The 24,018-nt window shown below is 73.4% G+C and carries 20 protein-coding genes; 6 read left to right on the top strand and 14 right to left on the bottom strand.

All coding sequences use genetic code 11. The features are described 5' to 3' along the window. Window positions 1-13 precede the first annotated feature (13 nt). From PSU4_RS01655 to PSU4_RS01635, 5 genes are all read right to left on the bottom strand, one after another. Window positions 14-2,404, bottom strand: a complete 2,391-nt coding sequence (locus tag PSU4_RS01655; RefSeq protein ID WP_147102010.1) for an ATP-binding cassette domain-containing protein — start codon at window positions 2,402-2,404, stop codon at window positions 14-16. A gap of 82 nt (window positions 2,405-2,486) precedes the next feature. Further along, window positions 2,487-2,903 (bottom strand): VOC family protein, encoded by a 417-nt coding sequence (locus PSU4_RS01650; RefSeq protein ID WP_147102009.1) that lies wholly within the window; start codon window positions 2,901-2,903, stop codon window positions 2,487-2,489. 5 nt (window positions 2,904-2,908) lie between these two features. Beyond that, a complete protein-coding gene (locus tag PSU4_RS01645; protein ID WP_186816690.1) occupies window positions 2,909-3,370 on the bottom strand; it encodes a helix-turn-helix transcriptional regulator in 462 nt (153 codons plus the stop codon). Between the two features lie 155 nt (window positions 3,371-3,525). Next, window positions 3,526-4,011, bottom strand: coding sequence for a bacterioferritin (gene bfr, locus PSU4_RS01640; RefSeq protein WP_147102007.1), 486 nt, complete (start codon window positions 4,009-4,011; stop codon window positions 3,526-3,528). 90 nt (window positions 4,012-4,101) lie between these two features. Further along, a complete protein-coding gene (locus PSU4_RS01635; protein WP_147102005.1) occupies window positions 4,102-4,299 on the bottom strand; it encodes a (2Fe-2S)-binding protein in 198 nt (65 codons plus the stop codon). 144 nt (window positions 4,300-4,443) lie between these two features. On the opposite strand from PSU4_RS01635, the gene ligD reads away from it, so the two are divergent. From ligD to PSU4_RS01615, 4 genes are all read left to right on the top strand, one after another. Then, window positions 4,444-6,363, top strand: coding sequence for a non-homologous end-joining DNA ligase (gene ligD / locus PSU4_RS32880; RefSeq protein WP_222596139.1), 1,920 nt, complete (start codon window positions 4,444-4,446; stop codon window positions 6,361-6,363). A 66-nt stretch (window positions 6,364-6,429) separates the two neighbouring features. Further along, on the top strand, window positions 6,430-7,236 hold the full coding sequence (locus PSU4_RS01625; RefSeq protein WP_147102003.1) for a glycerophosphodiester phosphodiesterase family protein: 807 nt from the start codon (window positions 6,430-6,432) through the stop codon (window positions 7,234-7,236). Between the two features lie 40 nt (window positions 7,237-7,276). Continuing rightward, entirely contained in the window at window positions 7,277-8,617 is a 1,341-nt protein-coding gene (locus PSU4_RS01620; protein WP_147102001.1) for an MFS transporter, read from the top strand. A 291-nt stretch (window positions 8,618-8,908) separates the two neighbouring features. Further along, window positions 8,909-9,250: an RNA polymerase-binding protein RbpA gene (locus PSU4_RS01615; RefSeq protein ID WP_147101999.1), complete on the top strand. Its 342-nt coding sequence runs from the start codon at window positions 8,909-8,911 to the stop codon at window positions 9,248-9,250. Between the two features lie 122 nt (window positions 9,251-9,372). Here PSU4_RS01615 and PSU4_RS01610 read toward each other — a convergent pair whose 3' ends face one another. The 5 genes from PSU4_RS01610 to PSU4_RS01590 all read right to left on the bottom strand — a co-directional run bounded on the left by PSU4_RS01610 (window position 9,373) and on the right by PSU4_RS01590 (window position 14,678). Next, on the bottom strand, window positions 9,373-10,131 hold the full coding sequence (locus PSU4_RS01610) for a polyprenol monophosphomannose synthase (RefSeq protein ID WP_147101996.1): 759 nt from the start codon (window positions 10,129-10,131) through the stop codon (window positions 9,373-9,375). Next, on the bottom strand, window positions 10,124-11,755 hold the full coding sequence (gene lnt, locus PSU4_RS01605; RefSeq protein WP_147101994.1) for an apolipoprotein N-acyltransferase: 1,632 nt from the start codon (window positions 11,753-11,755) through the stop codon (window positions 10,124-10,126). The genes PSU4_RS01610 and lnt overlap by 8 nt, the downstream gene beginning before the upstream one ends. A gap of 41 nt (window positions 11,756-11,796) precedes the next feature. After that, entirely contained in the window at window positions 11,797-12,600 is an 804-nt protein-coding gene (locus tag PSU4_RS01600; RefSeq protein WP_147101992.1) for a PIG-L deacetylase family protein, read from the bottom strand. Window positions 12,601-12,800: 200 nt separating this feature from the next. Next, the gene (locus tag PSU4_RS01595; protein WP_147101990.1) at window positions 12,801-14,354 is read right to left on the bottom strand and encodes an amidohydrolase; all 1,554 of its coding nucleotides are present in this window, start codon (window positions 14,352-14,354) and stop codon (window positions 12,801-12,803) included. Window positions 14,355-14,483: 129 nt separating this feature from the next. Continuing rightward, a complete protein-coding gene (locus tag PSU4_RS01590) occupies window positions 14,484-14,678 on the bottom strand; it encodes a PspC domain-containing protein (RefSeq protein ID WP_186816689.1) in 195 nt (64 codons plus the stop codon). Window positions 14,679-14,868: 190 nt separating this feature from the next. On the opposite strand from PSU4_RS01590, the gene PSU4_RS01585 reads away from it, so the two are divergent. Then, window positions 14,869-15,912, top strand: coding sequence for a GDSL-type esterase/lipase family protein (locus PSU4_RS01585; RefSeq protein ID WP_246114894.1), 1,044 nt, complete (start codon window positions 14,869-14,871; stop codon window positions 15,910-15,912). On the opposite strand, the gene PSU4_RS01580 is transcribed toward PSU4_RS01585, so the two are convergent. Next, on the bottom strand, window positions 15,875-17,005 hold the full coding sequence (locus tag PSU4_RS01580) for a M24 family metallopeptidase (RefSeq protein ID WP_147101986.1): 1,131 nt from the start codon (window positions 17,003-17,005) through the stop codon (window positions 15,875-15,877). The two genes, PSU4_RS01585 and PSU4_RS01580, sit on opposite strands and share 38 nt — an antisense overlap. Before the next feature lie 600 nt (window positions 17,006-17,605). On the opposite strand from PSU4_RS01580, the gene PSU4_RS01575 reads away from it, so the two are divergent. Then, window positions 17,606-18,547, top strand: a complete 942-nt coding sequence (locus PSU4_RS01575; protein ID WP_186816696.1) for a 5'-3' exonuclease — start codon at window positions 17,606-17,608, stop codon at window positions 18,545-18,547. Window positions 18,548-18,629: 82 nt separating this feature from the next. Here PSU4_RS01575 and PSU4_RS01570 read toward each other — a convergent pair whose 3' ends face one another. The 3 genes from PSU4_RS01570 to tatC all read right to left on the bottom strand — a co-directional run bounded on the left by PSU4_RS01570 (window position 18,630) and on the right by tatC (window position 24,014). After that, on the bottom strand, window positions 18,630-20,096 hold the full coding sequence (locus PSU4_RS01570; protein WP_147101982.1) for a DUF4333 domain-containing protein: 1,467 nt from the start codon (window positions 20,094-20,096) through the stop codon (window positions 18,630-18,632). Window positions 20,097-20,270: 174 nt separating this feature from the next. Then, window positions 20,271-23,036: a DEAD/DEAH box helicase gene (locus PSU4_RS01565; RefSeq protein WP_147101980.1), complete on the bottom strand. Its 2,766-nt coding sequence runs from the start codon at window positions 23,034-23,036 to the stop codon at window positions 20,271-20,273. A 69-nt stretch (window positions 23,037-23,105) separates the two neighbouring features. After that, window positions 23,106-24,014 carry a twin-arginine translocase subunit TatC gene (tatC, locus tag PSU4_RS01560; protein ID WP_147102183.1) on the bottom strand — a complete coding sequence of 303 codons (909 nt, stop codon included), beginning with the start codon at window positions 24,012-24,014 and terminating at the stop codon, window positions 23,106-23,108. Window positions 24,015-24,018: the final 4 nt, after the last annotated feature.

The raw sequence follows: 24,018 nt of genomic DNA, 5'->3' as shown, positions 1-24,018 counted from the left end.
CGGGCCGGTCGGCTCAGGCGCCCACGTAGTCGGCCAGGTGCTGCGCGGTGAGGGTCGACCGGTCGGCCACCAGCTCGGCGGGTGTGCCCTCGAAGACGATTCTGCCGCCGTCGTGGCCGGCGCCGGGGCCGAGGTCGACGATCCAGTCGGCGTGCGCCATGACGGCCTGGTGGTGCTCGATGACGATCACGGACTTGCCGTCGTCGACGAGCCGGTCCAGCAGGCCGAGCAGCTGCTCGACGTCGGCCAGGTGCAGTCCCGTCGTCGGCTCGTCGAGGATGTAGACCCCGCCCTTCTCCCCCATGTGCGTCGCCAGCTTGAGCCGCTGACGCTCACCACCGGACAGCGTCGTGAGCGGCTGCCCGATGGTGAGGTAGCCGAGGCCGACGTCGTCGAGACGTCGGAGGATCTTGTGGGCGGCGGGGACCTTGCCCTCGCCCGCGGCGAAGAACTCGGCCGCCTCGGCCACGGGCATCGCGAGGACCTCGCTGATGTCCTTCCCGCCCAGGTGGTAGTCGAGCACCGCGGAGTCGAAGCGCTTGCCCTCGCACACCTCGCACCGGGTGGCGACGCCGGCCATCATCGCGAGGTCGGTGTAGATGACGCCGTTGCCGTTGCAGTTGGGGCAGGCACCCTCGGAGTTGGCGCTGAACAGGGCGAGCTTGACGCCGTTGACCTTGGCGAACGCCTTGCGGATGGGCTCGAGCAGGCCTGTGTAGGTGGCGGGGTTGCTGCGCCGCGAGCCGCGGATGGCGCCCTGGTCGATGGCGACGACGCCGTCGCGGCCGGCGACCGAGCCGTGGATCAGCGAGCTCTTGCCCGAGCCGGCGACGCCCGTGACGACGACGAGTACGCCGGTCGGGATGTCGACGTCGACACCCTGCAGGTTGTGCGTGTCGGCGCCGCGGATCTCGATGGCGCCCGTCGCCGTGCGGACGGAGTCCTTGAGGGTGGCCCGGTCGTCGAGGTGGCGTCCGGTGAGGGTGGCGCTGGCCCGCAGGCCCTCGACGGTGCCCTCGAAGACGATCTCTCCCCCACCGCTGCCGGCTCCGGGGCCGATGTCGACGACGTGGTCGGCGATCGCGATGGCCTCGGGCTTGTGCTCGACGACGAGGACGGTGTTGCCCTTGTCGCGCAGCTGGCGCAGCAGGTCGTTCATGCGGGCGATGTCGTGCGGGTGCAGGCCGACGGTGGGCTCGTCGAAGACGTAGGTGACGTCGGTCAGCGACGACCCGAGGTGGCGGATCATCTTGGTGCGCTGCGCCTCGCCACCCGACAGTGTCCCGGAGGGGCGTTCCAGCGACAGGTAGCCCAACCCGATGTCGACGAACGAGTCGAGGGTGTGGCGCAGCGTCGTGAGCAGCGGCGCGACCGACGGCTCGTCGAGGTCACGGACCCAGGCGGCGAGGTCGCTGATCTGCATCCGGCAGGCGTCGGCGATGGAGATGCCCTTGATCGTCGACGATCGTGCCGCCTCCGACAGCCGGGTGCCGTCGCACTCCGGGCACGTCGTGAAGGTGGCGACGCGTTCGACGAACGCGCGGATGTGCGGCTGCAGCGCGTCGATGTCCTTGGACAGGTACGACTTCTGGATCGACGGGATCAGCCCGGAGAAGGTGAGGTTGATGCCCTCGACCTTGATCTTGGTGGGCTCCTTGTAGAGGAGGTCGTTCAGCTCGCGCTTGGTGTACTTCGCGATGGGCTTGTCGGGGTCGAAGAAGCCGCAGCCGCGGAAGATGCGCCCGTACCAGCCGTCCATGCTGTAGCCGGGGATCATGACGGCGCTCTCGTTGAGCGACTTCGTCTCGTCGTAGAGCGCGGCGAGGTTGATGTCGTTGACGGAGCCGCGGCCCTCGCAGCGCGGGCACATGCCGCCGGTGATGGAGAACTCGCGGCGCTCCTTCACCTTCTGGCCGGCCTTCTCGATGGTGACGGCACCGGCGCCGCTGATCGAGGCGACGTTGAAGGAGAAGGCCTGCGCCGAGCCGATGTGCGGGGTGCCGAGGCGGCTGAACAGGATGCGCAGCATGGCGTTGGCGTCGGTCGCGGTGCCGACGGTGGAGCGCGGGTCGGCGCCCATCCGCTGCTGGTCGACGATGATCGCCGTGGTCAGGCCGTCGAGGACGTCGACGTCGGGGCGCCCCAGGTTGGGCATGAAACCCTGGACGAACGCGCTGTAGGTCTCGTTGATCAGCCGCTGGGACTCGGCGGCGATGGTGTGGAACACGAGCGAGCTCTTGCCGGAGCCGGAGACGCCGGTGAAGACGGTGAGGCGTCGTTTGGGGAGCTCGACGCTGACGTCCTTGAGGTTGTTGACGCGCGCGCCGTGCACGCGGATGAGGTCGTGGTTGTCCGCGGGGTGGTCGGTGCCCGTCGGGGCGTCGGTCCTCGTGGCCGTGCTCATCGGGTCTCCTCCGAGGTGTGGACGGACGGCGCGACCCCCTCCGGGACGGGCCGGGCGGGGGTCGCGCGGGTGGGCAACGGGGTCAGCGCAGCTCCTGGATGCGGACCATGTTGCCCGCGGGGTCGCGGAACGCGCAGTCGCGTACCCCGTAGGGCTGCTCGGTGGGTTCCTGCACGACCTCGGCGTCGGTGGCCTGGACCTTGTCGAAGGTGCCGTCGAGGTCCTTGGTGGCGAGCAGGACGCTGGCGTAGGTGCCCTTGGCCATCATCTCCTCGATGGCGCGCTTCTCGTCGTCGGTGAGGCCGGGGCTGGCCTGCGGCGGGTAGAGCACGATCGACGTCGACTGTCCGACGGGCCCGACGGTGATCCACCGCATGCCCTCGTAGCCGACGTCGAGGCGCACCTCGAAGCCGAGTGCGTCGCGGTAGAACGCGAGCGCGGCCTCCGGGTCGTTCTGCGGGAGGAAGCTGGAGTGGATGGTGATGTCGGTGACGTCCATGCCCGTCACGCTAGGGCTGCCCCGGCCGCGGGTGCTTCTCGATTCCTGACCGGTCTGGTGACCTGCTTGGAGACGCAGGGAACCATGCCCTCGGTCGCGCCGCCCTGGCTGCGCCGGTACACGCTGGGCGGCATCCCGACCAGCTCGGTGAACCGGGTGCTGAACGTGCCGAGGGAGGCGCAACCGACGGCGAAGCACACCTCGGTGACCGACATGTCGTCGCGGCGCAGCAGCGACATCGCGCGCTCGATGCGCCGGGTCATGAGGTAGCTGTAGGGCGACTCGCCGTAGGCGCGGCGGAACTCGCGGCTCAGGTGGCCCGCCGACATGTGCACGCCGCGGGCGAGGGCCTCGACGTCGAGCGGCTGCGCGTAGTCGCGGTCGATCCGGTCGCGGACGCGCCGCAGCCGCGCGAGGTCGCGCAGGCGGTCCGGGGACGATCCCGTATGCCCAGATGGTTCGGCCACGCGCCGATCGTGCCACGTCACGACGCCGGCTGTCGCCGCCCCGTCCCCCCGCCGGTCATTCGTGGTGCGATCACGTCCTTCCACGACGGAGCCCGCCCGCTGAGGCGACCCAGCGGGCGGGCTCCGGAAATGTGGTGGGAGTGCGCGGTGGTGGATCAGCCCGGGTTGGGCGGCTGGTCGACGAGCTGGGCGAGGTAGAGCTGCTCGCCGAGCTTGTCCATCAGCTCGAGGTTGGTCTCGATGTAGTCGATGTGGTGCTCCTCGTCGGCGAGGATCTCCTCGAAGAGGTTCGCCGTCGTGTGGTCGCCCTTGGAGCGGCACATCGTGACGCCGGGGCGCAGCCGCTCGACGACCTCCAGCTCGATGGCCAGGTCGGACTGCAGCTGCTCGCGGACGGTCTGGCCGACGCGCAGCTGGAAGATCCGCTGGTAGTTCGGCAGGCCCTCGAGGAAGAGGATGCGGTCGGTGATCTTCTCCGCGTGCCGCATCTCGTCGATCGACTCGGAGCGCGTGTAGGCCGCGAGCTTCGTCAGGCCCCAGTTCTGCTGCATCTTGGCGTGCAGGAAGTACTGGTTGATCGCCGTCAGTTCGCTGGTGAGCTGCTCGTTGAGCAGTGAGATGATCTCTGGGTCGCCTCGCATGAGAGGCAGGTTAGCGGCACCCGAATTGCACGATCCGTGCAGGACCGGCTACCACAAACCTAGGCTGACCTTGGTATTCGGTCGTATCACCTAAGCCGTCATGGGGAGCTGGGACAGCTCCGAGGGGCTGGTCGCTGCCGCCAGGAACACGTCGATCGTGTCGACACAGCCGCCGCAGTTGGTGCCGGCGCCGCACGCCTCGCCGATCTCCTCGACCGTGCGCGCGCCGTCGTCGATGTACTCGAGCAGCTCGGTGTCGCTGGTAGCTGCACAGATACATACATACATTCAGGCAACCCTTCGCGACGGTCAGGTAAGCCTATGTTCTCACCCGGAAGTGCTTCGGGCAATACCCCTGACGCGCCTGCGTCACCTCGTGGTCACCCTCCGCGGTCCGCGCCGTTCCAGCCTGGGCCGCTCTAGCCTGGTCACGTGCCCCTCGACGAGTACCGGCGCAAGCGCGACCGGGCGAAGACGCCCGAGCCCGTCCCCCACGACGAGCCGGTCGTCGACGGCTCCGACCACGCCGGCGGCCGCTTCGTCGTCCAGGAACACCACGCGAGCGCGCTGCACTGGGACGTCCGCCTCGAACGCGACGGCGTCCTCGTCTCCTGGGCGGTGCCCAAAGGGCTGCCGGTCGACACCGAGACGGTGCGCCTCGCGGTCCGCACCGAGGACCACCCGATGGAGTACCTCGACTTCTCCGGCGAGATCCCGGCCGGTGAGTACGGCGCCGGGACGATGACGATCTGGGACACCGGCACCTACGAGACGCAGAAGTGGTCCTCGCGCGAGGTCGCCGTCGAGCTCCACGGCGAGCGGGCCCGCGGCCGGTTCGTGTTCGTACGCAGCGACACGCAGCGTCGCGACGGCTGGATCGTGCGCCGGTCCGCCGGTGCCGAGGGCCGCGACCCGCTCCCCCGCGACGCCCTCCCGATGCTCGCCGGCCCCGGCCCGCTCCCCACCGGGGACGGCTGGTGGCTGCAGGTCGGCTTCGGGGGCAGGCGCGTCGTCGTCCGCGTCGACGGCGGCCGCGCCCGGTTCACCGACGCCGACGGCGCCGAGCTGGAGGTACCGGCGCTGCGCGCGTTCGGGCCCGCGATCGGGGCGACCCCGCTGCTGCTCGACGCCGAGCTCGTCGGCAACCCGCGCCGCGACGCGCGGCTCTGGATCGGCGACCTGCTCCATCTCGACGGCCGCGACACCCTCGACGTGCCGTTCGCGCAGCGCCGCGAGCTGCTCGAGGGCCTCGACCTCACCGGACCGGCCTGGCGGCTCGCACCGGCCTATCCCGGTGCGGGGCAGGAGGTCGTCGACGCCGCGGCCGAGCAGGGCCTGCCGGTCGTCGTCGCGAAGCGGGGTGACTCGCCCTACCGCCCCGGCAAGCACAGCGACGACTGGGTGGAGGTGGCGACGACGGCTGCGGCGCCGGCCCGTGAGCCGGCGCCCCCGGCGCCGCGGGAAGGCGTCGGCCGGGCGAGGCTCACCAACCCCGACAAGGTGCTCTACCCCCTCACCGGCACGACGAAGGCGCAGGTGCTGGGCCACTACCTCGCCGTCGCCGAGGTGATGCTGCCGCACCTGCGCGACCGGCCCGTCACGATGGTGCGCTGGCCCGACGGGGTGGAGAAGCAGTCGTTCTTCGAGAAGGACGTGTCGCGGCACGCGCCGTCGTGGGTGCGCACCGCGCGGGTCGGGACGCCCGGCGGCCGCTCGGAGTTCGCCGACTTCCCGATCATCGACGACGTCGAGGGCCTCGCGTGGGCGGCGAACCTCGCAGCGCTGGAACTGCACGTCCCGCAGTGGACGGTCGGCCCCCGCGGCGGGCGCAACGTCCCTGATCTCGTCGTGTTCGACCTCGACCCCGGCGAGGGCACGACGATCGTCGACTGCTGCCGTGTCGCCGAGCGCATCGTCGAGCTGCTGGCCGACGACGGTCTCACCGCGCACCCGCGGACCAGCGGCAGCAAGGGCATGCAGGTCTACGTGCCGGTCACGGTGCCCGACGCCGAACGCACCGGCGAGTACGCCCGCGACATCGCCGAGACGCTGGCCGCCGACATGCCGCGCCGCGTCACCGCCGTCATGGCCAAGGCGCGCAGGCGCGGCAAGGTGTTCGTCGACTGGAGCCAGAACAACCCGGCGAAGACGACGATCGCGAGCTACTCGCTGCGCGGGCGGGCCCGCCCCACCGTCGCCACACCGGTGACGTGGGACGAGGTGCGCGCCTGCCGCGCCCCCGGCGACCTCGTCTTCACCCTCGACGACCTCCCCGCCCGCCTCGCCGAGCACGGCGACCTCATGGCGCCGCTGCTGGCGTCGGAGCGCCCGCGGCTCCCGCGGCGCCGCTGAGTCGTTCACCCCGGCGTCCGCCGGACGTCGTCGCGCCCGGACGGCCCCGGCTGGCAGGCTGGGCACGTGTCCCGCCACCCCTACCTCGACGGGCCCTACCCGCGCGCCTACGCCCACCGCGGCTGGCACGTCGGCGAGCTCGCCGGCTGCGAGAACACCCTCGCCGCGTTCCACCGGGCCGTCGACGAGGGCTTCGGCTACCTGGAGATGGACGTGCACGCCAGCGTCGACGGCGTCGTGATGGTCCACCACGACCGTTCGCTGGACCGCACCACCGACGGTCGGGGCCTGCTCGCGACGCTGCCCGCCGCCGAGATCGAACGCGCGAAGGTCGCCGGCAGGGAACCCGTGCCGCGCCTGGAGCGGGTCCTCGCCGAGCTCCCCGACACCCGCATCACCATCGAGATCAAGTCCGCCGCCGCGGTGCTGCCGACGCTCGACCTCCTCGACCGCGCCGACGCCTGGCACCGGGTCTGCCTCGGCTCCTTCGACGAACGCTGGCTGCGGCAGGCCCGTGCCGCGGCCGGTGACCGGCTGATGACGTCCATGGCGCAGCTGTCGGCGTTCGGGCTGCGCGGCCGCGCCTGGCTCGACGCCCTGCCCGCTCCCCTGTCGTTGCTGGCCCGGGTGCCGCTGCTGCCACCCGTCCTCGGCGGGCTCGCGCAGCTCCCCCGCCGTTTCGGTGCGCTCACCGTCGTCGACGCCGCGCTGCTGGCGATCGCGCACGCGACCGAGCGTGAGGTCCACGTCTGGACCGTCGACACCGCCGACGAGATGGGCGAGCTGCTCGACATGGGCGTCGACGGGCTGCTGTCCGACCGTCCGGACGTCCTGCGTGGCGTCCTGCAGCGACGCGGCGTGTGGGCGGCGTGAAACCGGGTCCGGCCCGGGCTGCCGCCGCTACGCTGCGCGCGTGAGTGCTCCCGTCCCGACCGAACCGTCCGTTCCGGCGCGGGTCCCCCGCCGCCAGGTCGCGGCGTGGGGGCTGTGGGACACCGGGTCGTCGGCGTTCAACGCCGTCATCCTCACCTTCGTCTTCTCGGTCTACCTGACCGACTCCGTCGGCAAGGACCTGCCGGGCACGGTCAGCGCCAACAGCTGGCTGGGTTGGTCGCTGGGTATCTCGGGCCTGTTCATCGCGCTGCTGGCCCCCGTCATCGGGCAGCGCGCCGACGGTGGCCGTCGCAAGGTGTCCGTCGGGATCTGGACGGCCGTCACCGTCGCCTCGATGGCCGGGCTGTTCGCCGTGAGGAGCGACTGGCACTACCTCTGGCTCGGCCTGGTCCTGCTGTCGGTCGGCTCGGTCTGCTTCGAGCTCGCCTCGGTGTCCTACAACGCGCTGCTGCGCCAGGTGTCGACGCCGGCGACCATTGGCCGCGTCTCCGGCTTCGGCTGGTCGATGGGCTACTTCGGCGGGATCGTCCTGCTGCTCGTCGTCTACGTCGGGCTGATCGCGGGCGAGGGCGGCGCGCTCGGCGTGAGCACCGAGGGCGGGCTCAACATCCGGCTCGTCGCGGTCGTGGCCGCGGTGTGGTTCGCGCTGTTCGCGATCCCGCTGTTCCTGACGGTCCCCGAGCCGCCCGCCCGGTCCCGCGAGGTGCGCCTGGGCATCGTCGCCTCGTACAAGCGGCTGTTCCTCGACCTGCGCGACCTCTACCGGAACGCGCCGCACACCCTCTACTTCCTCGGGGCCAGCGCGCTGTTCCGCGACGGCCTCGCCGCGATCTTCACCTTCGGCGCCGTACTCGCGGTGACCGTCTACGGCATCGACGCGAGCGACGTCCTCGTCTTCGGGGTGGCCGCCAACGTCGTGTCGGCGCTCGGCGCGCTCACGGCGGGCTGGATCGACGACCGGGTCGGGCCGAAGGCCGTCGTCATGGGCTCGCTCGTCGGGCTGCTGCTGTTCGGTACGACGCTGGGCCTGTTGTCGGGGCCGACGATGTTCTGGATCTTCGGGTTGGGGCTGTGCCTGTTCGTCGGGCCGGCGCAGGCGTCGGCGCGGACCTACATGGCGTTGCTGGCCCCGCCCGGGCGCGAGGCGCAGCAGTTCGGCCTCTACGCGACGACGGGGCGCGCGGTCTCGTTCCTGGCTCCGACCCTCGTCGGGCTGTTCACCTTCGTGTACGGCAGCGACCGCGCGGGCATCATCGGCATCCTCGTGGTGCTCCTGCTTGGGCTGCTCGCGATGTGGCGGGTGCGTCCGCCGAGCCGCGACGTCCCGGCCGATCCGGCCCGTTCGACCACGCCGTCGTGACGGCCGGGTGAGCCCCGGTAACCGCACATTTCGGCGGCGTGAACAACAGGCCGGACGGGTGTGAGCTAAGTCACATATAGCGGACGCGTCACAACTGCGTGTGTCAGTGCGTCGGATAGTGGACACTCTGCTGTCGGGGCGTCCGGGATCAGGCGACGGTCGACAGTGACCGACACCTGCACGGGCGCCCAACGATTGGGAATGAACGCCTGTGCCGGTGACGTTACACCGCGTGGCAGGTACGCAACCGTCGAGGGCAACGTCCCTCGGCTGAGGACGGGAGGGTGACGCATGGCCGACCGCGTGCTCCGTGGCAGCCGGCTCGGGGCTGTCAGCTACGAGACCGACCGCAACCACGACCTCGCACCGCGGCAGATCGTCCGCTATGTGTCCCCGAACGGCCACGAGTTCGAGGTGCCGTTCGCCAACGACGCGGAGGCCCCCGCCACCTGGGAGTCTCCCCAGGGTGGCCTCGGCAAGCGGGTCGACGGGGCCGAGCCGGAGCAGAAGAAGACCAAGCCGCCGCGCACCCACTGGGACATGCTCCTCGAGCGTCGTTCCCTGGGTGAGCTCGAGGAGCTGCTCTCCGAGCGTCTCGAGCTGCTGCGCGAGCGGCGCGCCGAGATCGCCTGACACCGCCCGCCCGTCGAGGGCGAGCCGGTGCGGCGATCGCCGCGGAACCAGCCGGAGCCGGGCCACCTCCCGTGGGGCCCGGCTCCGGCTTTTCCATGTCTCCCCGTGCGCGCAGCGCCCGGTCAGGAGGCGCGCGCCCGGCGGCGGAACCGCCGGAACCGGTGCGCCACGCCCCACGTCGCGATCCGGTACAGCGCCTCGAGCATCACCTCGATGCTCATCTTGGACGCGCCGAGCTCACGTTCGGTGAAGGTGATGGGCACCTCGCGCACCCGGAACCCGGCCTGCTGCGTGCGCCACGCCATGTCGACCTGGAAGCAGTAGCCCGTCGACGCGACCGTCGAGATGTCGAGGTCCTCGAGCACCTGACGACGGAACGCCCGGTAGCCGCCCGTGATGTCCTTGATCGGCGCACCCAGCGCCAGCCGCGCATACAGGTTCGCCCCGCGCGAGAGCAGCTGGCGGTTCACCGGCCAGTTCACGACCCGCCCGCCCGGCACGTACCGCGACCCCAGCACGAGGTCGGCTCCCCCGCCCGACTCCAGCGCCGCGAGCAGCTCCGGCAGGTCCTCCGGGGCGTGCGATCCGTCGGCATCCATCTCGACGATCACCTGGTAGGGCCCGGCGAGCGCCTGCCCGAACCCGGCGACGTACGCCGCGCCCAGCCCGGCCTTCTCGGTGCGGTGCAGGACCTTCACGCGGTCGTCGGCGGCCGCCATCTCGTCGGCCAGCTCCCCGGTGCCGTCGGGGCTGCCGTCGTCGACGACGAGCACGTCGGCCTCCGGTACCGACGCGTGGACCCGCTTCACGATCAGGGCGATGTTCTCGCGCTCCTGATACGTGGGGATCACCACGAGCACCGGCCCGACGGGCTCAGCCATGTCCGTCCTCTCGTACGGCGGGGGCCACGTCGTGCGGTCCTCCCGTTGCGACCCGGCCGCGCCGGCCGCGGATGACCGCGGCGCCGATGGCCAGGACGCCGACCGCGGTCAGCGCCCACTCCGGAGCCGACCGCAGCCGGGTCGCAAGCGTAGTCGTGTGCTCCAGCACGGTTCGATCGACCAGGACTCCCGGCACGAACTGCCCGGTCCGGGCCGTCACCGTGCCGTCCGGGCCGATCGTCGCCGAGACGCCCGACGTGGTCGCCACGATCACCGAGCGGTCGTGCTCGACGGCCCGCACCCGCGACATCGCCAGCTGCTGGAACGTCATCTCCGACAGCCCGAACGTCGCGTTGTTGCTCGGGACGGCGAGCATGGAGGCGCCGGCGTCGACACTGTCGTCGACCAGGTCGTCGAAGGCGACCTCCCAGCAGATCGCGACGCCGACCCGCACCCCGGCCATGTCGACGACACCCGCGCCGGGACCCGGTACGAAGTTGCCGGCCCGGTCGACGTAGGACGAGAAGATCCGGAAGAACGACCGCCACGGCATGTACTCCCCGAACGGCATCACGCGACGTTTGTCGGTGCGCTCGACGACCCCGGACCCGGCCTGCCACACCAGCGCCGAGTTGGACGTCGTCCGCCCGTCGGGGTTGACCAGCACGGCGCCGACGAGGATGGGCGCCCTGATCGCGGCGGCGGCCTCGTCGATGCGGGCGGCGGCGTCGGGGTTGCGCAGCGGGTCGATGTCGGAGGAGTTCTCCGGCCAGATCACGATCTCGGGCTGCGGCTGTCGACCGGCGGCGACGTCGGCGGCGAGCTGCTCGGTCACCGCGACGTGGTTGTCGAGGACGGCGCGGCGCTGGGCGTTGAAGTCCAGACCCAGCCGGGGAACGTTGCCCTGGATCGCGGCCACCACGACCGTCGTCGACGGCGCGGTGCTCGTGACGGGCACGAGCAGCGCCAACGGGCCCGCCGCGATCGCCAGGACGAGCAGGACCGCCGGCCACGCGGCGCGCCGCCGCCCGGCCGGCTCGGCCAACCGGCGTGCGGTCTCGGCGATCGCGAGGCCCGCCAGCACCGTCACGAAGCCGAGGAACTCCACCCCACCCACGGACGCGACGGGCAGCAGCGGACTGTCGGCCTGACCGAACCCGATGCGCCCCCACGGGAACCCGCCGAACGGGACGCGGCTTCGGACGGCCTCCCCCGCGATCCACACCGCGGCCGCCCACAGCGGCCCGGCCGGCAACGTCGACACCCGCGCCATGCCCGCGGCCGCCGCGCCCATGAACACCGCCTCGGCCACCGACAGCGCGATCCACGGCAGCGCGCCGACGTAGCCACCCGTCCAGTGCAGCAGCGGCAGCAGGAACCCGAGGCCGAACACGAACCCGAGCAGGAACCCGGCCCGCGCGCGGCGGCCCCGCAGCACGGCGCCGAGCAGCGCGAACGCGATCGGGGCGAGCCACCACAGCGTCCGGGGCGGGAAGCTCGCGTAGAGCAGGACACCGGCTCCGGCCGCGACGAGCAGCCGCAGCAGGGCGTCGACGCGCGCCCGGCGGCGTGACGGTGCGGGCGGCTCGGACGCCCGCCCGGCGGTCACGGTGGGTGCGGCCACGCGGTGAGCCTACGGCCCGCCCACGTGGGGCGGGGATGAGGTCACGCGGCGGCCGGCAGACCGGCGAAGAAGTGGGCGTTGCCCAGCTCGTCGAGGACGCCGGGGGCGCCGCTGCGGACGAACCACTCGTAGCCGTAGGCGGGCGCGAGGTCGGCCGGCAGGTGCTCCGGGCCGATCTGCGACGAGTGCGCGGCGATCGCGTCGCGCTTGATGTCGAGGTGGCGCTGCTCGCCGGTGACGGCGAGGGTGATCTCGGCGGTGGTGCGGCCGAACGCGACCCGCGCGGAGCGGGCCGCCCCGTGCACCAGGTGCCCGTCCGGGGCGGCGAGGTGCAGGTGCTCGCGGTCGACGGTCATCCGGTAGCCGGTGGCGCCCACGATGTCGGCGGCGATGGCCCCGATGGTGTGCGACATGCGGTGGTCCGGGTGGCCGTAGATGCCGGCCTCGTCGTCGTAGATGACGGTGTCGGCGCCCTCGGCATCGGCGATCTCCGCGACACGGCCGGCCAGCGTGAGCGGCTGGGCGGCGGCCAGGGCCAGCGGGTGGTTGTTGCTGGCCCAGCCCGGGAGGCCGGAGTCGCGACGGTCGAGCATGACCAGCCGGTCGACGCCCAGCAGCTCGGCGGAGCGCTCGAGCTCGGCGGTGCGGCGCTGGGCGATGCTCTCGCCCGCGGCGAGCCCGGTGCGGGACTCGCCCATGTCGCCGTTGGTCGCCATCACCAGGACGACGCGGGCGCCGGCGTCGGCCAGACGGCGCAGCGTGATGCCCGTGAAGATCGACTCGTCGTCGGGGTGGGCGTGCAGGGCGAGAACGGTGTGACCGGTGAGGTCGGGGGTGCGGATCATCGGAAGCTCGCAGGGTGTGAGTGCCGCGCTCGCGGCAGGGTGAACGGGTCCGGGGGGTCAGCTGCTACAGAGACAGCGACAACAGCCCGGACAGCAGGCGCCCTGGGGGCGAGCGCTCGTCCACGTGTTCACGAGGAAGATGATGGCACAGCAGCAGGCGGCTCCGGAGTGGGGTTCACCCCACGAAACCGCAGGTGGGGTCATCCCCCGGCGAGCGGCAACCGGTCGTCGCCGCCGAGCGCGTCGAACAGCACCCTGCCCCGGTGAACGGTCCGCAGGCAGCGACCGGCGGCGCCGTCGCTCGGGTCGCCGTCCCACAGCGCCCAGCCGGCCCGCGCGCCCGCGACGATCCGCCCCGCGAGGGGGTCCGTGCTGCGCGCGGCGTGGTGCCCGCCGGTGACGTGCGCGGCGAACGCGACGTCGGCACCGACGCCGCTGCCGGGTGTGCGGTGCGCCGCGGCGGCCCGCACGGCGCCCCACGGGTCGAGCGCGGTGACCGGTGAGTCCGAACCGAACGCCAGCGCCACCCCGGCGGCCCGCAGCGCGGCGAACGGGTTCATCCCCGCCGCCCGGTCGACGCCCAGCCGTCCCGCGTACAGCCCGCCCGGGCCGCCCCAGGCCGCGTCGAACGCCGGCTGGACGCTGGCGACGACGCCCAGGTCGGCCAGCAGCGCCAGCCGCGCGGGGTCGGGCATCTCCAGGTGCTCGATGCGGTGCCGGGCGTCGCGCACCATCTGCGCCGGGACGGCCTCGGCCGCGGCGGCCAGCCCGTCGAGGACCCGGTCGATCGCGGCGTCGCCGATCGCGTGGAACCCGGCCTGCACCCCGGCCGTCGAGCACGCGACCAGGTGCGCGACCACCGCGTCGGCGGAGACGAAGGTGCGCCCGCGATGGTCGGCGTCGCGGTACGGGTCGCGCAGGGCGGCGGTGCGCGAGCCGAGCGAGCCGTCGACGAACAGGTCCCCCGCCAGCCCCTGCGCACCGGTCGCGGCCAGCAGCGCACGGGCGTCGCGGGCGGTCTCGACGGCCTCACCCCAGTAGCCGACGACGTCGACCCCCGCGTCGACGGTCAGCAACGCGGCGAGGTCCTCCCGGCCGGACACCACCGGGCCCGCGCACTCGTGGACGGTGCCGATCCCGGCACGGGCCGCCGCGGCGAGGAACGAGCGCTGCGCGCGGTCACGCTGGTCGCGGCCCACCGCCGCGAGCGCGGCGCGGCGGACGTGATGGTGCGCGTCGGCCGACAACGGCCCCGACGACGACCAGCCCTCCGCGTCGACGGCGTCGCGCGCCCGGTCGACCAGCGCCGACGACACCAGCGCGGAGTGCACGTCGACCCTGGTCAGATAGGTGGGGCGGCCGCCGGTGGCGCGGTCGATCGCGGCGCGCGACGGCGGCGTGGGGTCGGCCCAGTCGTCCTCGGCCCAGCCGTGCCCCCACACGACGTCACCGTCGTGGCCGGCGGCGTGCGCGGCGAGCGCGTCGAGCAGCTGGGTGGCGCTGCGACAGGTGCCGAGATCGAGACCGGTGAGCAACAGGCCCGACGAGGTGGCGTGGACATGGGCGTCGACGAACGTCGGCGTCAGCGTCGTGCCGGGGACCTCGAGGACGTGCGCGCCGACCGCCCGGGCGGCCGCCTCGGCGGCGGGGCCGACCCACGTGACGGTGTCGCCGTCGGTTTCGACGGCGGCCGGTCCGTCGACGGACGGGCCGGCGGGATCGAGGACCCGGACGCCGACGAGCAGGCTGCGCACGGACCCAGGTCTACCCGACGGGTCGCCCGGCGCCGCCGACCGCCCCCCGCGGCCGGCGGCGCCGGGTCGTCACCAGCCGCTCGGTCACCAACCGCTCGGTCACCAACCGCTCGGTCACCAACCGCTCGGTCACCAGCCGCGACGAGGGATGAGCACCCACAGCACGAGGTAGACGACGAACTGCGGGCCGGGCAGCAGACAGGACAGCAGGAACAGCAGGCGGACCGTGCCCACGTTCCAGCCGAAGCGGTCGGCGAGCCCGGCGCACACTCCCGCGATCATCCGGCCGTTCTCGGGGCGGGTCAGGGTGGCGGTGGTGGTCACTGGTGCTCCTTCCGGTGCGGCGTGTCTCGCCGTCCGACCTCTACTTTCCTGCCACGACGGCCCGGTTCCCTCGGGGAAGGCCCGGAGAGCGTCCCGGAGTCCGCCCCTGGTTGTCCACATGTGCGCCGGCGATCCACAGGTCGGCCCGATCCGGCCTGCGGGGGCGGTCCGCGGCCGTAACGTCCGCCGGGTGATCGACTTCCGTTCCGGCCTGCGGCTCTGGGCCGTGCTGCTGCTCACCGTCGGCGTCGCCGTGACCCTCGGCGCGGTACCTGCCGCGGCCTCTCCCGCCGAGGCCGTCGTCGCGCTCGGGGACAGCACGGCCTCCGGCGAGGGGGCGGGCGACTACGAGGCCGGCACCCGCGGCGAGGCCGGCAACTGGTGCCACCGCTCCCCCGCCGCCTACGTCCACCGCAGTGGGCTCGCGCCGGTCACCGTGAACCTGGCCTGCTCCGGCGCCGACACCGCCGCCGTGCGCCTCGACGCCGGCCGCGGCTCGCAGGCGGCGCGGCTCGCGGCGGCCGCCCGCGCGCACCGGGTCACGACGGTGACGCTGCAGGTCGGCTCCAACGACGACGTCGCCCTCACCACCGTCCTGACCGGCTGCATCCGGGCGTTCCTCGACCCGCGGCAGGGCCCCTGCGGTGAGGCGGCCGCGGCCACCTGGCCCGCGCGGCTGGCCGCAACCGTCCCCAAGGTCGAGGCGACCGTCGCCGACATCCGCTCGGCGATGCGCGACGCCGGCTACGCCGACGACGGCTACGTCCTGGTCCTGCTGTCCTACGCCTCACCCGTGACCGAGCGGATGGGCCGCTTCCACAGCACCCGCGGCTGCCCGTACCACCGCGCCGACGCCGGCTGGGCCCGCACCGTCGCCCTCCCCGAGCTCTCCGCCGCGCTCGCCGGCGTCGCGGCCCGGGCCGGGGCGCGGTTCCTCGACCTGTCGCGCGCCACCGAGGGCCGGGAGGCCTGCAGCCGTGACGACCCGTCGGCGGAATGGCAGCGCCGGCTCACCGTCGCCCCCGAGGCGCTGCGCCACGGCGGTCCGGGGATGGCGATGGTGCAGGAGTCGTTCCACCCCAACGCCGCCGGGCACGCCGCCATCGGTGGCTGCCTGCGACAGTTCGTCCGCAGCGGTGCGCCCTCGGCGGCCTGCCTGCCGACGGCCGACGGGCCCCTGCAGCCCGTCGCCGGTCTCAGTCCAGGACGACCAGGTCCCGCGGCCGCGAGTTGAGCCGCTCACAGCCCGTCTCGGTGACGACGACGATGTCCTCGATCCGGGCGCCCCACGCCCCGTCGAGGTAGATGCCCGGCTCCACACTGAACGCCATGCCCGGTTCCAGCGGCAACGCGTTGCCGCCGACGATGTAGGGGTCCTCGTGCACGTCCAGGCCGATGCCGTGGCCGGTGCGGTGCACGAACTTCTCCCCGAAACCGGCCGCCGCGATGGGCTCACGGGCCGCGGCGTCGACCTGCTCGGCCGTCACCCCCGGCTTCACCGACGCCACCGAGCGCTCCTGGGCGTCCTGCAGCACCGCGTAGGTCTCGGCGACCTCCGCCGACGGCGCCGCGCCCACCGCGTAGGTGCGCGTCGAGTCCGAGTAGTAGCCGCCCGGCAGCGGGCCACCGATGTCGATGACGACGACGTCGCCGCGCTCGACGACCCGGTCCGACACGTCGTGGTGCGGGCTCGCGCCGTTGGGGCCGGACCCCACGATCACGAACGCCGCGCTGGTGTGGCCCTCCTCGACGATCGCGGCGGCGATGTCGGCGCCGATCGCGGCCTCGGTCCGCCCTGCCGCGAGGAACTCGCCCATGCGGGCGTGGACCCGGTCGATCGCCGCGCCGGCCTCGCGCAGCTGTGCGACCTCGGCGGCGTCCTTGCGCATCCGCAGCTCCCGGATCACCGGGCCTGCCAGCTTCTGGGTGACGTCGGGCAGCGCGTCGCGCACCCCGAACACGTGCACCGCCGGCATCGTGTCGGCCACCGCCACCCGCGTCGGGCCGCCCGCCAGATCGCTGACCAGTCGATACGGGTCCTCACCGTCGGTCCAGGTGACGACGTCGACACCCAGCTCCGCCAGCGGCACACCCGCGTAGCCGGGCGCCTCCAGCCGCGGGACGACGATCGCGGGCGGCGCCCGGTGCCCGGCCGCGGGCACCACCAGACACGTCAGACGTTCGTGGGACTCGCCACCCGCGCCGAGCAGGTAGCGCAGATCGGTGCCGGGGGTGATCAGCAGCAGGTCGATGCCCTGTCGGGCGGCGACCTCGCCGGCGCGGCGGAGCCGGGCGGCGAGCAGCTCGGTGGGGACGGCCGGAGTCATGGGCGCAGCCTATGCCGACACGCGTCGTCACCGGAGCGGGTGCGGTCGGGTCGGCGCGCCGTTCCCCACCCGCACCCCGGCCCGCAACCTCCCGGTCGTCCAGCGGCGGTTTCGCGACCGTCAGGTTGCGCGCCGGGTGGTCGTCCCGTGAGGCCGGGCCCCGGACGCGGCCCGGGTCGGGTGTCCGGGCCGACGCCCGGTCGGGCGCCCGGGCCAACGGCCGGGTCGGGTGTCCGGTCGTCGAGCGTGTCCTGGGAGCGGGCTGGGGACGCTCACGTCACGTTCGGTGCCGGGGCCCCCGGCGAGCGTGTCATGAGAGCGGGTCGGGGACGCTCACATCACGCCCGGTGCCGGGCCCCCGGCGAGCGTGTCCTGGGAGCGGGCTGGGGACGCTCACGTCACGCCCGGTGCAGAGCCGCGGGCGAGCGTGTCGTGAGAGCGGGTCGGGGACGCTGACCTCACGTTCGGTGCCGGGCCCCCGGCGAGCGTGTCGTGGGAGCGCGGTGGGAGCGCTCCTGACACGTTCGGCAGGGTCGGGTCCGGCGCCGCGGGCGTACCCGACCTGGCAAGCTGCCCGGTGTGACGCCGCCCCCGACGCTGATGCTCCTCGACGCCGCGAGCATGTACTTCCGCGCCTACTACGGCGTGCCGGAGTCGATCACCGCCCCCGACGGCACCCCGGTCAACGCGATCCGCGGGTTCACCGACATGGTCGCCCGGCTGGTGTCCGAGCGGAAGCCGACCCGGCTCGTTGCCTGCCTCGACCTCGACTGGCGGCCCCGGTTCCGGGTGGAGGCACTGCCGTCGTACAAGGCGCACCGCGTCGAGGGACCCGAGCGCGACACCATGCCCTACGGTGTCCCCGAGGAGGTGCCCGACACCCTCGCACCGCAGGTCCCGGTCCTGCTCGAGGTGCTGGCGGCGGCGGGGATCGCCGTGGCCGGGGCGAAGGGCTACGAGGCCGACGACGTCATCGGCACCCTCGCCGCACGCGAGAGGGTCGACGCCGTGTCCATCGTCAGCGGCGACCGCGACCTCATGCAGTGCGTCCGCGAGGACCCGACCCCGGTCCGGCTGATCTACGTCGGGCGCGGGCTGGCCAAGGCCGAGACGATGGGCCCGAAGGAGGTCGCGGACAAGTACGGGGTGCCCGTCGACCGCGCGGGTGAGGCCTACGCCGAGATGGCGATGCTGCGGGGCGACCCCTCCGACGGCCTGCCCGGCGTTCCGGGTGTGGGCGCGAAGACGGCGGCGGCGCTGGTGAGCCGATTCGGGTCGTGGCAGGAGCTGCGGAACGCGATCGTCGACACCGACGACAAGCGGCTCAGCCCGCCCGTGCGGGGCAAGCTGGCGGCGGCCGCTCCCTACCTCGCGGTGGTGGAGCCCGTCGTGCGCGTCGCGTTGGACGCGCCGGTCGAGTTCTCCGGTGACGGTGACGTGCTGCCCGCCGTACCCGAGAACCCTGTGCGGCTGGCGGAGCTGGCGCAGACTTGGGGCCTGTCGGGCTCGGTCGACCGCCTGATCGCGGCCCTGGCCCGCTGACGCGCCGAGTTCGACGTCGGACTGCTCCCGATCATGATCGAACCAGTCGGGTGTCGAACTCGGCGGGACGAGGGCTGCGGGGTCAGACCCTGCCGACCTCGAAGTTGCCGCTGCTGCTGGTCACCCGGATCGGGATCTGGGTGTTCGGCTCGCCGTCGACGGTCGCGGAGCAGGTGAAGGTGTCACCCTCCTTGACCGCGCGGTCGGCGGGGCAGGACACGGCCGAGACCTGGTGGCCGTAGTCGCTGGTCAGGACCCGTTCGACGCCGGACTGCAGGCCGGCCTGGTCGAACACGCGGGTGACGACGAAGCCGGGCTTCCAGAACAGCAGCACCGCCGCGACACCGAGCAGCACGACGACCGAGGCGACGATGATCCACGGCAGGGCGCTGCGCTTGCGGGCGGGTGTGGTGGTCGACGGGCCGGGCTGCCACGGCTGCTGCTGCGGCTGCGCGGCCCAGCCGGCGCTGGACCCGGCGGCCTGTGACCCCCACGGCGTCTGCCCGCCCTCGGGCTGCGGCGTCCACGGTTGTTGCTGGGCCTGCTGGTCGCCCTGGCCCCACGCACCGGCCGCACCGGCGCCCCAGGCGGGCTGTTGCCGGCCGCCCCACTGTTGCTCCGCGCCGGGCAGCTGAGCAGTGGACTGCTGGGCCTGCTGCCCGGTCTGCCCGGGCTGCCCCCACGCCGACGCGGCGGCGTCGCCCTGGTTCGGGGCGCCGCCGAGGTGCTGGGTGGCGCCGGCGTCGAAGCCGGCCGCAGCGTCGCCGCCCGAGGAAGCGGCCGAGGAAGCGGCCGGGTCGGCCGGTGTCGAGGGTGCGGCCCACGGGGAGCCGGCGCCGGCGTACTGCGTCCCGGCGTCGGCCGAGGCACCCCACTGGGGTGTCTGTGCCTGCTGCGCCGGGTTCTGCGGCGCGGTCGGAGGCTCGCCCTGCGCGTGACCCTGCGCGTGACCCTGCGGCTGGCCCTGGGCGCCGGGCTGGGCCCACGCACCCGCCGCTCCCGGCTGCGCCCACTGCTGCTGCGGCGGCTGCTGGCCCCACTGGCCGGCGGCGGGCGGGGGCTGGCCGGGCTGCTGCCAGCCCGGCTGTACCCACTGGCCGCGCTGCGCGTCCCACACCGGCTGGGGCTGCGGCGGGTACTGCTGGGCGTAGGGCGCCTGCGGTGCCTGACCGGCCCACTGGCCGCTCGGCTGCTGCCCCCACTGTGGCTGCGCGGGCTGCTGGCCCCACCCGGTGGGCTGCTGCTCGGCGGCGGCCTGCTGCTCCGCGGGTGGCTGCGCGGCCGGCTCGGGCTGTGCGGCGGGCTCGGCGGGGGCCGCGTCCTGCTTCTGCAGCGACGGGGGCTGCGCGTGCAGGACGTTCGTGGACTCGGTCGCGGACTCGCTGCCCGCGGCCTGCTCGCCCGCCGCCGCGTCGGACGGAGCACCGGAAGGAGCGTCGGCGGAGGGAGCGTCGGCGGGCGGCGGGGACTGCGGCGAGGACGACTGCTCGGCCGGCGCGTCGGCCCCGCCCCGCTCCGCGTCGTCGCCGCTGTGCGGGGGATTGCTCATGGGGAACCTTCCTCGTCGCGACTGTGCCCTCGTACCCGTGCCGGCGGGGCGCCCGTGCCGCCGGGGTGTGACCCGGCGATCAAAGCACAGTGACCGGCGGCCCGGCAGGACCGGGCGAACCGGCCGCGCGGGACGACCCGTCCGTGCCTGCTCGTCGGGTGCTGCACGACGGTCCTACACCGCCCCCGCCGCCACGACACCCCGCTTGACCGATGCCGCCGCCTCCCTGGCGACCCGCCCGAACGGCGTCGAGCGCCCGACGACCCCGGCGATCTGGTCGAGCAGGTCGAGCACCTGACGGCACCAGCGGACGAAGTCGCCCGCCGAGAGCTCGTGACCGTTCTGCTCGGCGGCGGCCAGCACCTGCGCCAGGGACTCGCCGCGCGCCCACCGGTGCACCGGCCACGCGAACCCCAGGTCGGGCTCGCGGGTGCGGTCGATGCGGTGGCGGCGCTCGTCGGCCTCCAGCTCCGACCACAGCCGCACCGTGCCGGCCAGCGCCTCCGACACCGGGCCGGCGGGTACCCGCGGGACGGGGCCGTTGTCGCGGCGCGACTCGTAGACCAGCGCGGACACGACGGCGGCGAGCTCGGGCGGGGCGAGGTTCTCCCACACCCCGTGGCGCAGGCACTCCGCCGCGAGCAGATCGGACTCGCCCCACAGCCGGGCGAGTCGCTCGCCGTGCTCGGTGACGGCGGCCTCCCCGTCGGCGCCCGGGACGACGTAGCCGCGTTCGGCGAGCAGTGCTCGGATGCGGTCGAACGAGCGGGCCAGCGAGTGGGTGGTGGCGCGGACCTTCTGCCGGATCTGTTCGGTGTCGCGGGAGAGCCGGTGGTAGCGCTCCCCCCAGCGTGCGTGGGCCTCGCGGTCGTCGCAGCCGTGACACGGGTGGGCGCGCAGGGCGCGGCGCAGGGTGGCGAGCTCGGGATCGTCGTGGCTGTTGCCGCCGCGGCGCCGGGTCGGGGCCGGGGCCTGGATGCCGGTGTTGCGCAGCGTCGAGGCGAGGTCGCGGCGTCCGCGCGGGGACCGGATGTCGACGTTGCGCGGTAGCCGGATGCGGCCGAGCGCCTCGGCGGGCGTCGGGAAGTCGGCCGTGGACAGCCGGCCCGACCAGCGGTCCTCCGAGAGCACGAGGGGGCGGGGGTCGTCGCCGTCGAGGCCGGGGTCGATGACGACGGCCAGCCCGGACCGCTTGCCCGACGGGACGGCGATGACGTCGCCGGGGCGCAGGGCGCGCAGCGCGTCGGCGGAGGCGGCCCGGCGGTCGGACGCGCCCTGCCGCGACAGTGCCTTCTCCCGGTCGGTGACCTTGCGGCGCAGCTCGGCGTACTCGGCGAAGTCGCCGAGATGGCACTGCATCGACGCCGCGTACCCGGCGAGGGTCTCGTCGTTGCGTTCGATGCGCCGGGCCAGGCCGACCACGGAGCGGTCGGCCTGGAACTGGCCGAACGACATCTCCAGCAGCTCGCGGGCGCGTTGGACGCCGAGCCGGGCGACGAGGTTGATGGCCATGTTGTAGCCGGGCCGGAACGAGCTGCGCAGCGGGTAGGTGCGGGTGGAGGCGAGGCCGCCGACGCGTTCGGGATCGACCCCGGGCTGCCAGACGACGACGGCGTGGCCCTCGACGTCGATGCCGCGGCGTCCGGCCCGGCCGGTGAGCTGGGTGTACTCCCCCGGCGTCAGCTCGACGTGGGCCTCGCCGTTGTACTTGACGAGCCGTTCGAGGACGACGGTGCGGGCGGGCATGTTGATGCCCAGCGCGAGGGTTTCGGTGGCGAACACGCACCGGACGAGGCCCTTGACGAACAGCTCCTCGACGGTCTCCTTGAACGCGGGCAGCAGGCCGGCGTGGTGGGCGGCGATGCCGCGTTCGAGGGCTTCGCGCCACTCCCAGTAGCCGAGGACGCCGAGGTCGGCCTGCGGGAGGTCGCCGGTGTGCTTCTCGATGACGGCGCGGATGTCGGCGATCTCGTCGTCGGTGGTGAGTCGCAGACCGGATCGCACGCACTGGCCGACGGCGGCGTCGCACCCGTTGCGGGAGAACACGAACGTGATGGCGGGCAGCAGGCCGTCGCGGTCGAGCCGGTCGATGACGGTGGTGCGTGAGGGCGGGCGGAACCCGGCGCGGCGCGGTGGGGGCGCGCCGCGGCTGCGTCGGCCCCGGTCCCACACGGCGGTGGAGGACTGCCGGTCGAGCTCGCGGGTCTGGCGCACGAGGTCGGGGTCGACGCGCAGCTCGGCGCCGGGCGTCTCGGTGCCGCCGGTCTGGGTGAACAGGTCGAGCAGCCGGTTGCCGACCATCATGTGCTGCCACAGCGGCACGGGCCGGTGCTCGTCGACGACGACGGTGGTGTCGCCGCGGACGGTGACGAGCCAGTCGCCGAACTCCTCGGCGTTGGACACGGTGGCGGACAGGCTGACCAGGGCGACGTGTGCGGGGAGCTGGAGGATGACCTCCTCCCAGACGGCGCCGCGGAACCGGTCGGCCAGGTAGTGCACCTCGTCCATGACGACGTAGCCGAGCTGGTCGAGGTTGCGCGACCCGGCGTAGATCATGTTGCGCAGGACCTCGGTGGTCATGACGACGACCTGCGCGTCGCCGTTGACCGAGGTGTCGCCGGTGAGCAGCCCGACCGCGGACTCGCCGTGGCGGGCCACGAGGTCGGCGTACTTCTGGTTGGACAACGCCTTGATCGGCGTCGTGTAGAAGCACTTGAGGCCCTGGGCGAGGGCGAGGTGGACGGCGAACTCGCCGACGACGGTCTTGCCCGCGCCGGTCGGGGCGCACACGAGGACGCCGTGCCCCTCCTCCAGCGCGTCGCAGGCGGCGCGCTGGAACCCGTCGAGCTGGAAGGGCAACCCGGCCGTGAACTCGGTCAGGTGCGGGCGTGCGACTCGGGACTTCGCTGCGGCGTAGGCCTCAGCCGGACTGCTGGACACCCCACCAGGCTGTCACATCCGGCCGACGATCTCCGGCGCAACGGTTCCGGCGCAGGTCAGGAGCCCTGGTCAGGTGACGTCGTCGAGGCGCTGCGGCTGCGGGGCAGCCGTCGGGGCCGCGGACGGGGTGACCGGTGCGGCCGGGTCGATGCGGCTGGGGGTGGTGTCGATCGGTGACGGCTCGTCGGGGTCCCAGCTGTCCCAGCCCTCGGCGGCGCGGCGGCGGGCCTTGCCGCGGTCGTGGACCCGGGCGATCTGGATCGCCATCTCGAACAGGATGGTCAGCGCCGCCGCCAGGGCGGTCATCGAGATCGGGTCCTGGCCGGGGGTGGCGATGGCCGCGAACACGAACAGGCCGAAGATCAGCCCGCGCCGCCACCTGCGGAGCTTGTCGTAGCTGACGACGCCGACGCGGTTGAGCATCACCACGAGCAGGGGCAGCTCGAAGCTCACCCCGAAGATGAGCAGCAGGGCGATGACGAAGCCGAAGTAGGACTCGCCGGTCAGCGCGGTCGTCTGTACCTCGCTGCCGATGGTGAGCAGGAACGCCAGGCCCTGGGAGACCACCAGGTAGGCCAGGACGGCGCCGGCGGCGAAGAGCACGGCCGCGATGGAGACGAAGGTCAGCGCGAACTTGCGTTCCTTGGCGTAGAGGCCGGGGGTGATGAACGCCCACAGCTGGTAGAGCCACACCGGGCAGGCCAGGACGATGCCGGCCGTGGCGCCGACCTTGAGCCGCAGCATGAACTGGTCGAACGGGCCGGTGCCGAGCAGGGTGCAGGACCCGTCCGCGGTGAACACGGCCCGGGACGAGTCGGGCAGCGAGCAGTAGGGCTCCTTGAGGAGCTCACCGAGGCTGGGGATGCCGAACATCGCGACGTCGAACCAGATGTAGCCGAAGATCGTGGTCACGAGGATCGCGAGGATGGAGATCGCGAGACGCCGGCGCAGCTCGTAGAGGTGCTCGATCAGCGTCATCGTG

This window comes from Pseudonocardia sulfidoxydans NBRC 16205 (assembly GCF_007989085.1).
In the GTDB taxonomy this organism is placed as follows: Bacteria; Actinomycetota; Actinomycetes; order Mycobacteriales; family Pseudonocardiaceae; genus Pseudonocardia; species Pseudonocardia sulfidoxydans.
Note: the sequence above shows the minus strand (reverse complement) of the source record. Positions and strands in the feature narration are given on the sequence as shown.

What these genes read in the sequence shown, in the direction of transcription:
- PSU4_RS01655 (WP_147102010.1), bottom strand. Translation starts at nt 2,404, where the DNA reads ATGAGCACGGCCACGAGGACCGACGCCCCGACGGGCACCGACCACCCC.
- PSU4_RS01650 (WP_147102009.1), bottom strand. Translation starts at nt 2,903, where the DNA reads ATGGACGTCACCGACATCACCATCCACTCCAGCTTCCTCCCGCAGAAC.
- bfr (WP_147102007.1), bottom strand. Translation starts at nt 4,011, where the DNA reads ATGCGAGGCGACCCAGAGATCATCTCACTGCTCAACGAGCAGCTCACC.
- PSU4_RS01635 (WP_147102005.1), bottom strand. Translation starts at nt 4,299, where the DNA reads ATGTATGTATGTATCTGTGCAGCTACCAGCGACACCGAGCTGCTCGAG.
- PSU4_RS01615 (WP_147101999.1), top strand. Translation starts at nt 8,909, where the DNA reads ATGGCCGACCGCGTGCTCCGTGGCAGCCGGCTCGGGGCTGTCAGCTAC.
- PSU4_RS01610 (WP_147101996.1), bottom strand. Translation starts at nt 10,131, where the DNA reads ATGGCTGAGCCCGTCGGGCCGGTGCTCGTGGTGATCCCCACGTATCAG.
- PSU4_RS01600 (WP_147101992.1), bottom strand. Translation starts at nt 12,600, where the DNA reads ATGATCCGCACCCCCGACCTCACCGGTCACACCGTTCTCGCCCTGCAC.
- PSU4_RS01580 (WP_147101986.1), bottom strand. Translation starts at nt 17,005, where the DNA reads ATGACTCCGGCCGTCCCCACCGAGCTGCTCGCCGCCCGGCTCCGCCGC.
- PSU4_RS01575 (WP_186816696.1), top strand. Translation starts at nt 17,606, where the DNA reads ATGCTCCTCGACGCCGCGAGCATGTACTTCCGCGCCTACTACGGCGTG.
- PSU4_RS01570 (WP_147101982.1), bottom strand. Translation starts at nt 20,096, where the DNA reads ATGAGCAATCCCCCGCACAGCGGCGACGACGCGGAGCGGGGCGGGGCC.
- tatC (WP_147102183.1), bottom strand. Translation starts at nt 24,014, where the DNA reads ATGACGCTGATCGAGCACCTCTACGAGCTGCGCCGGCGTCTCGCGATC.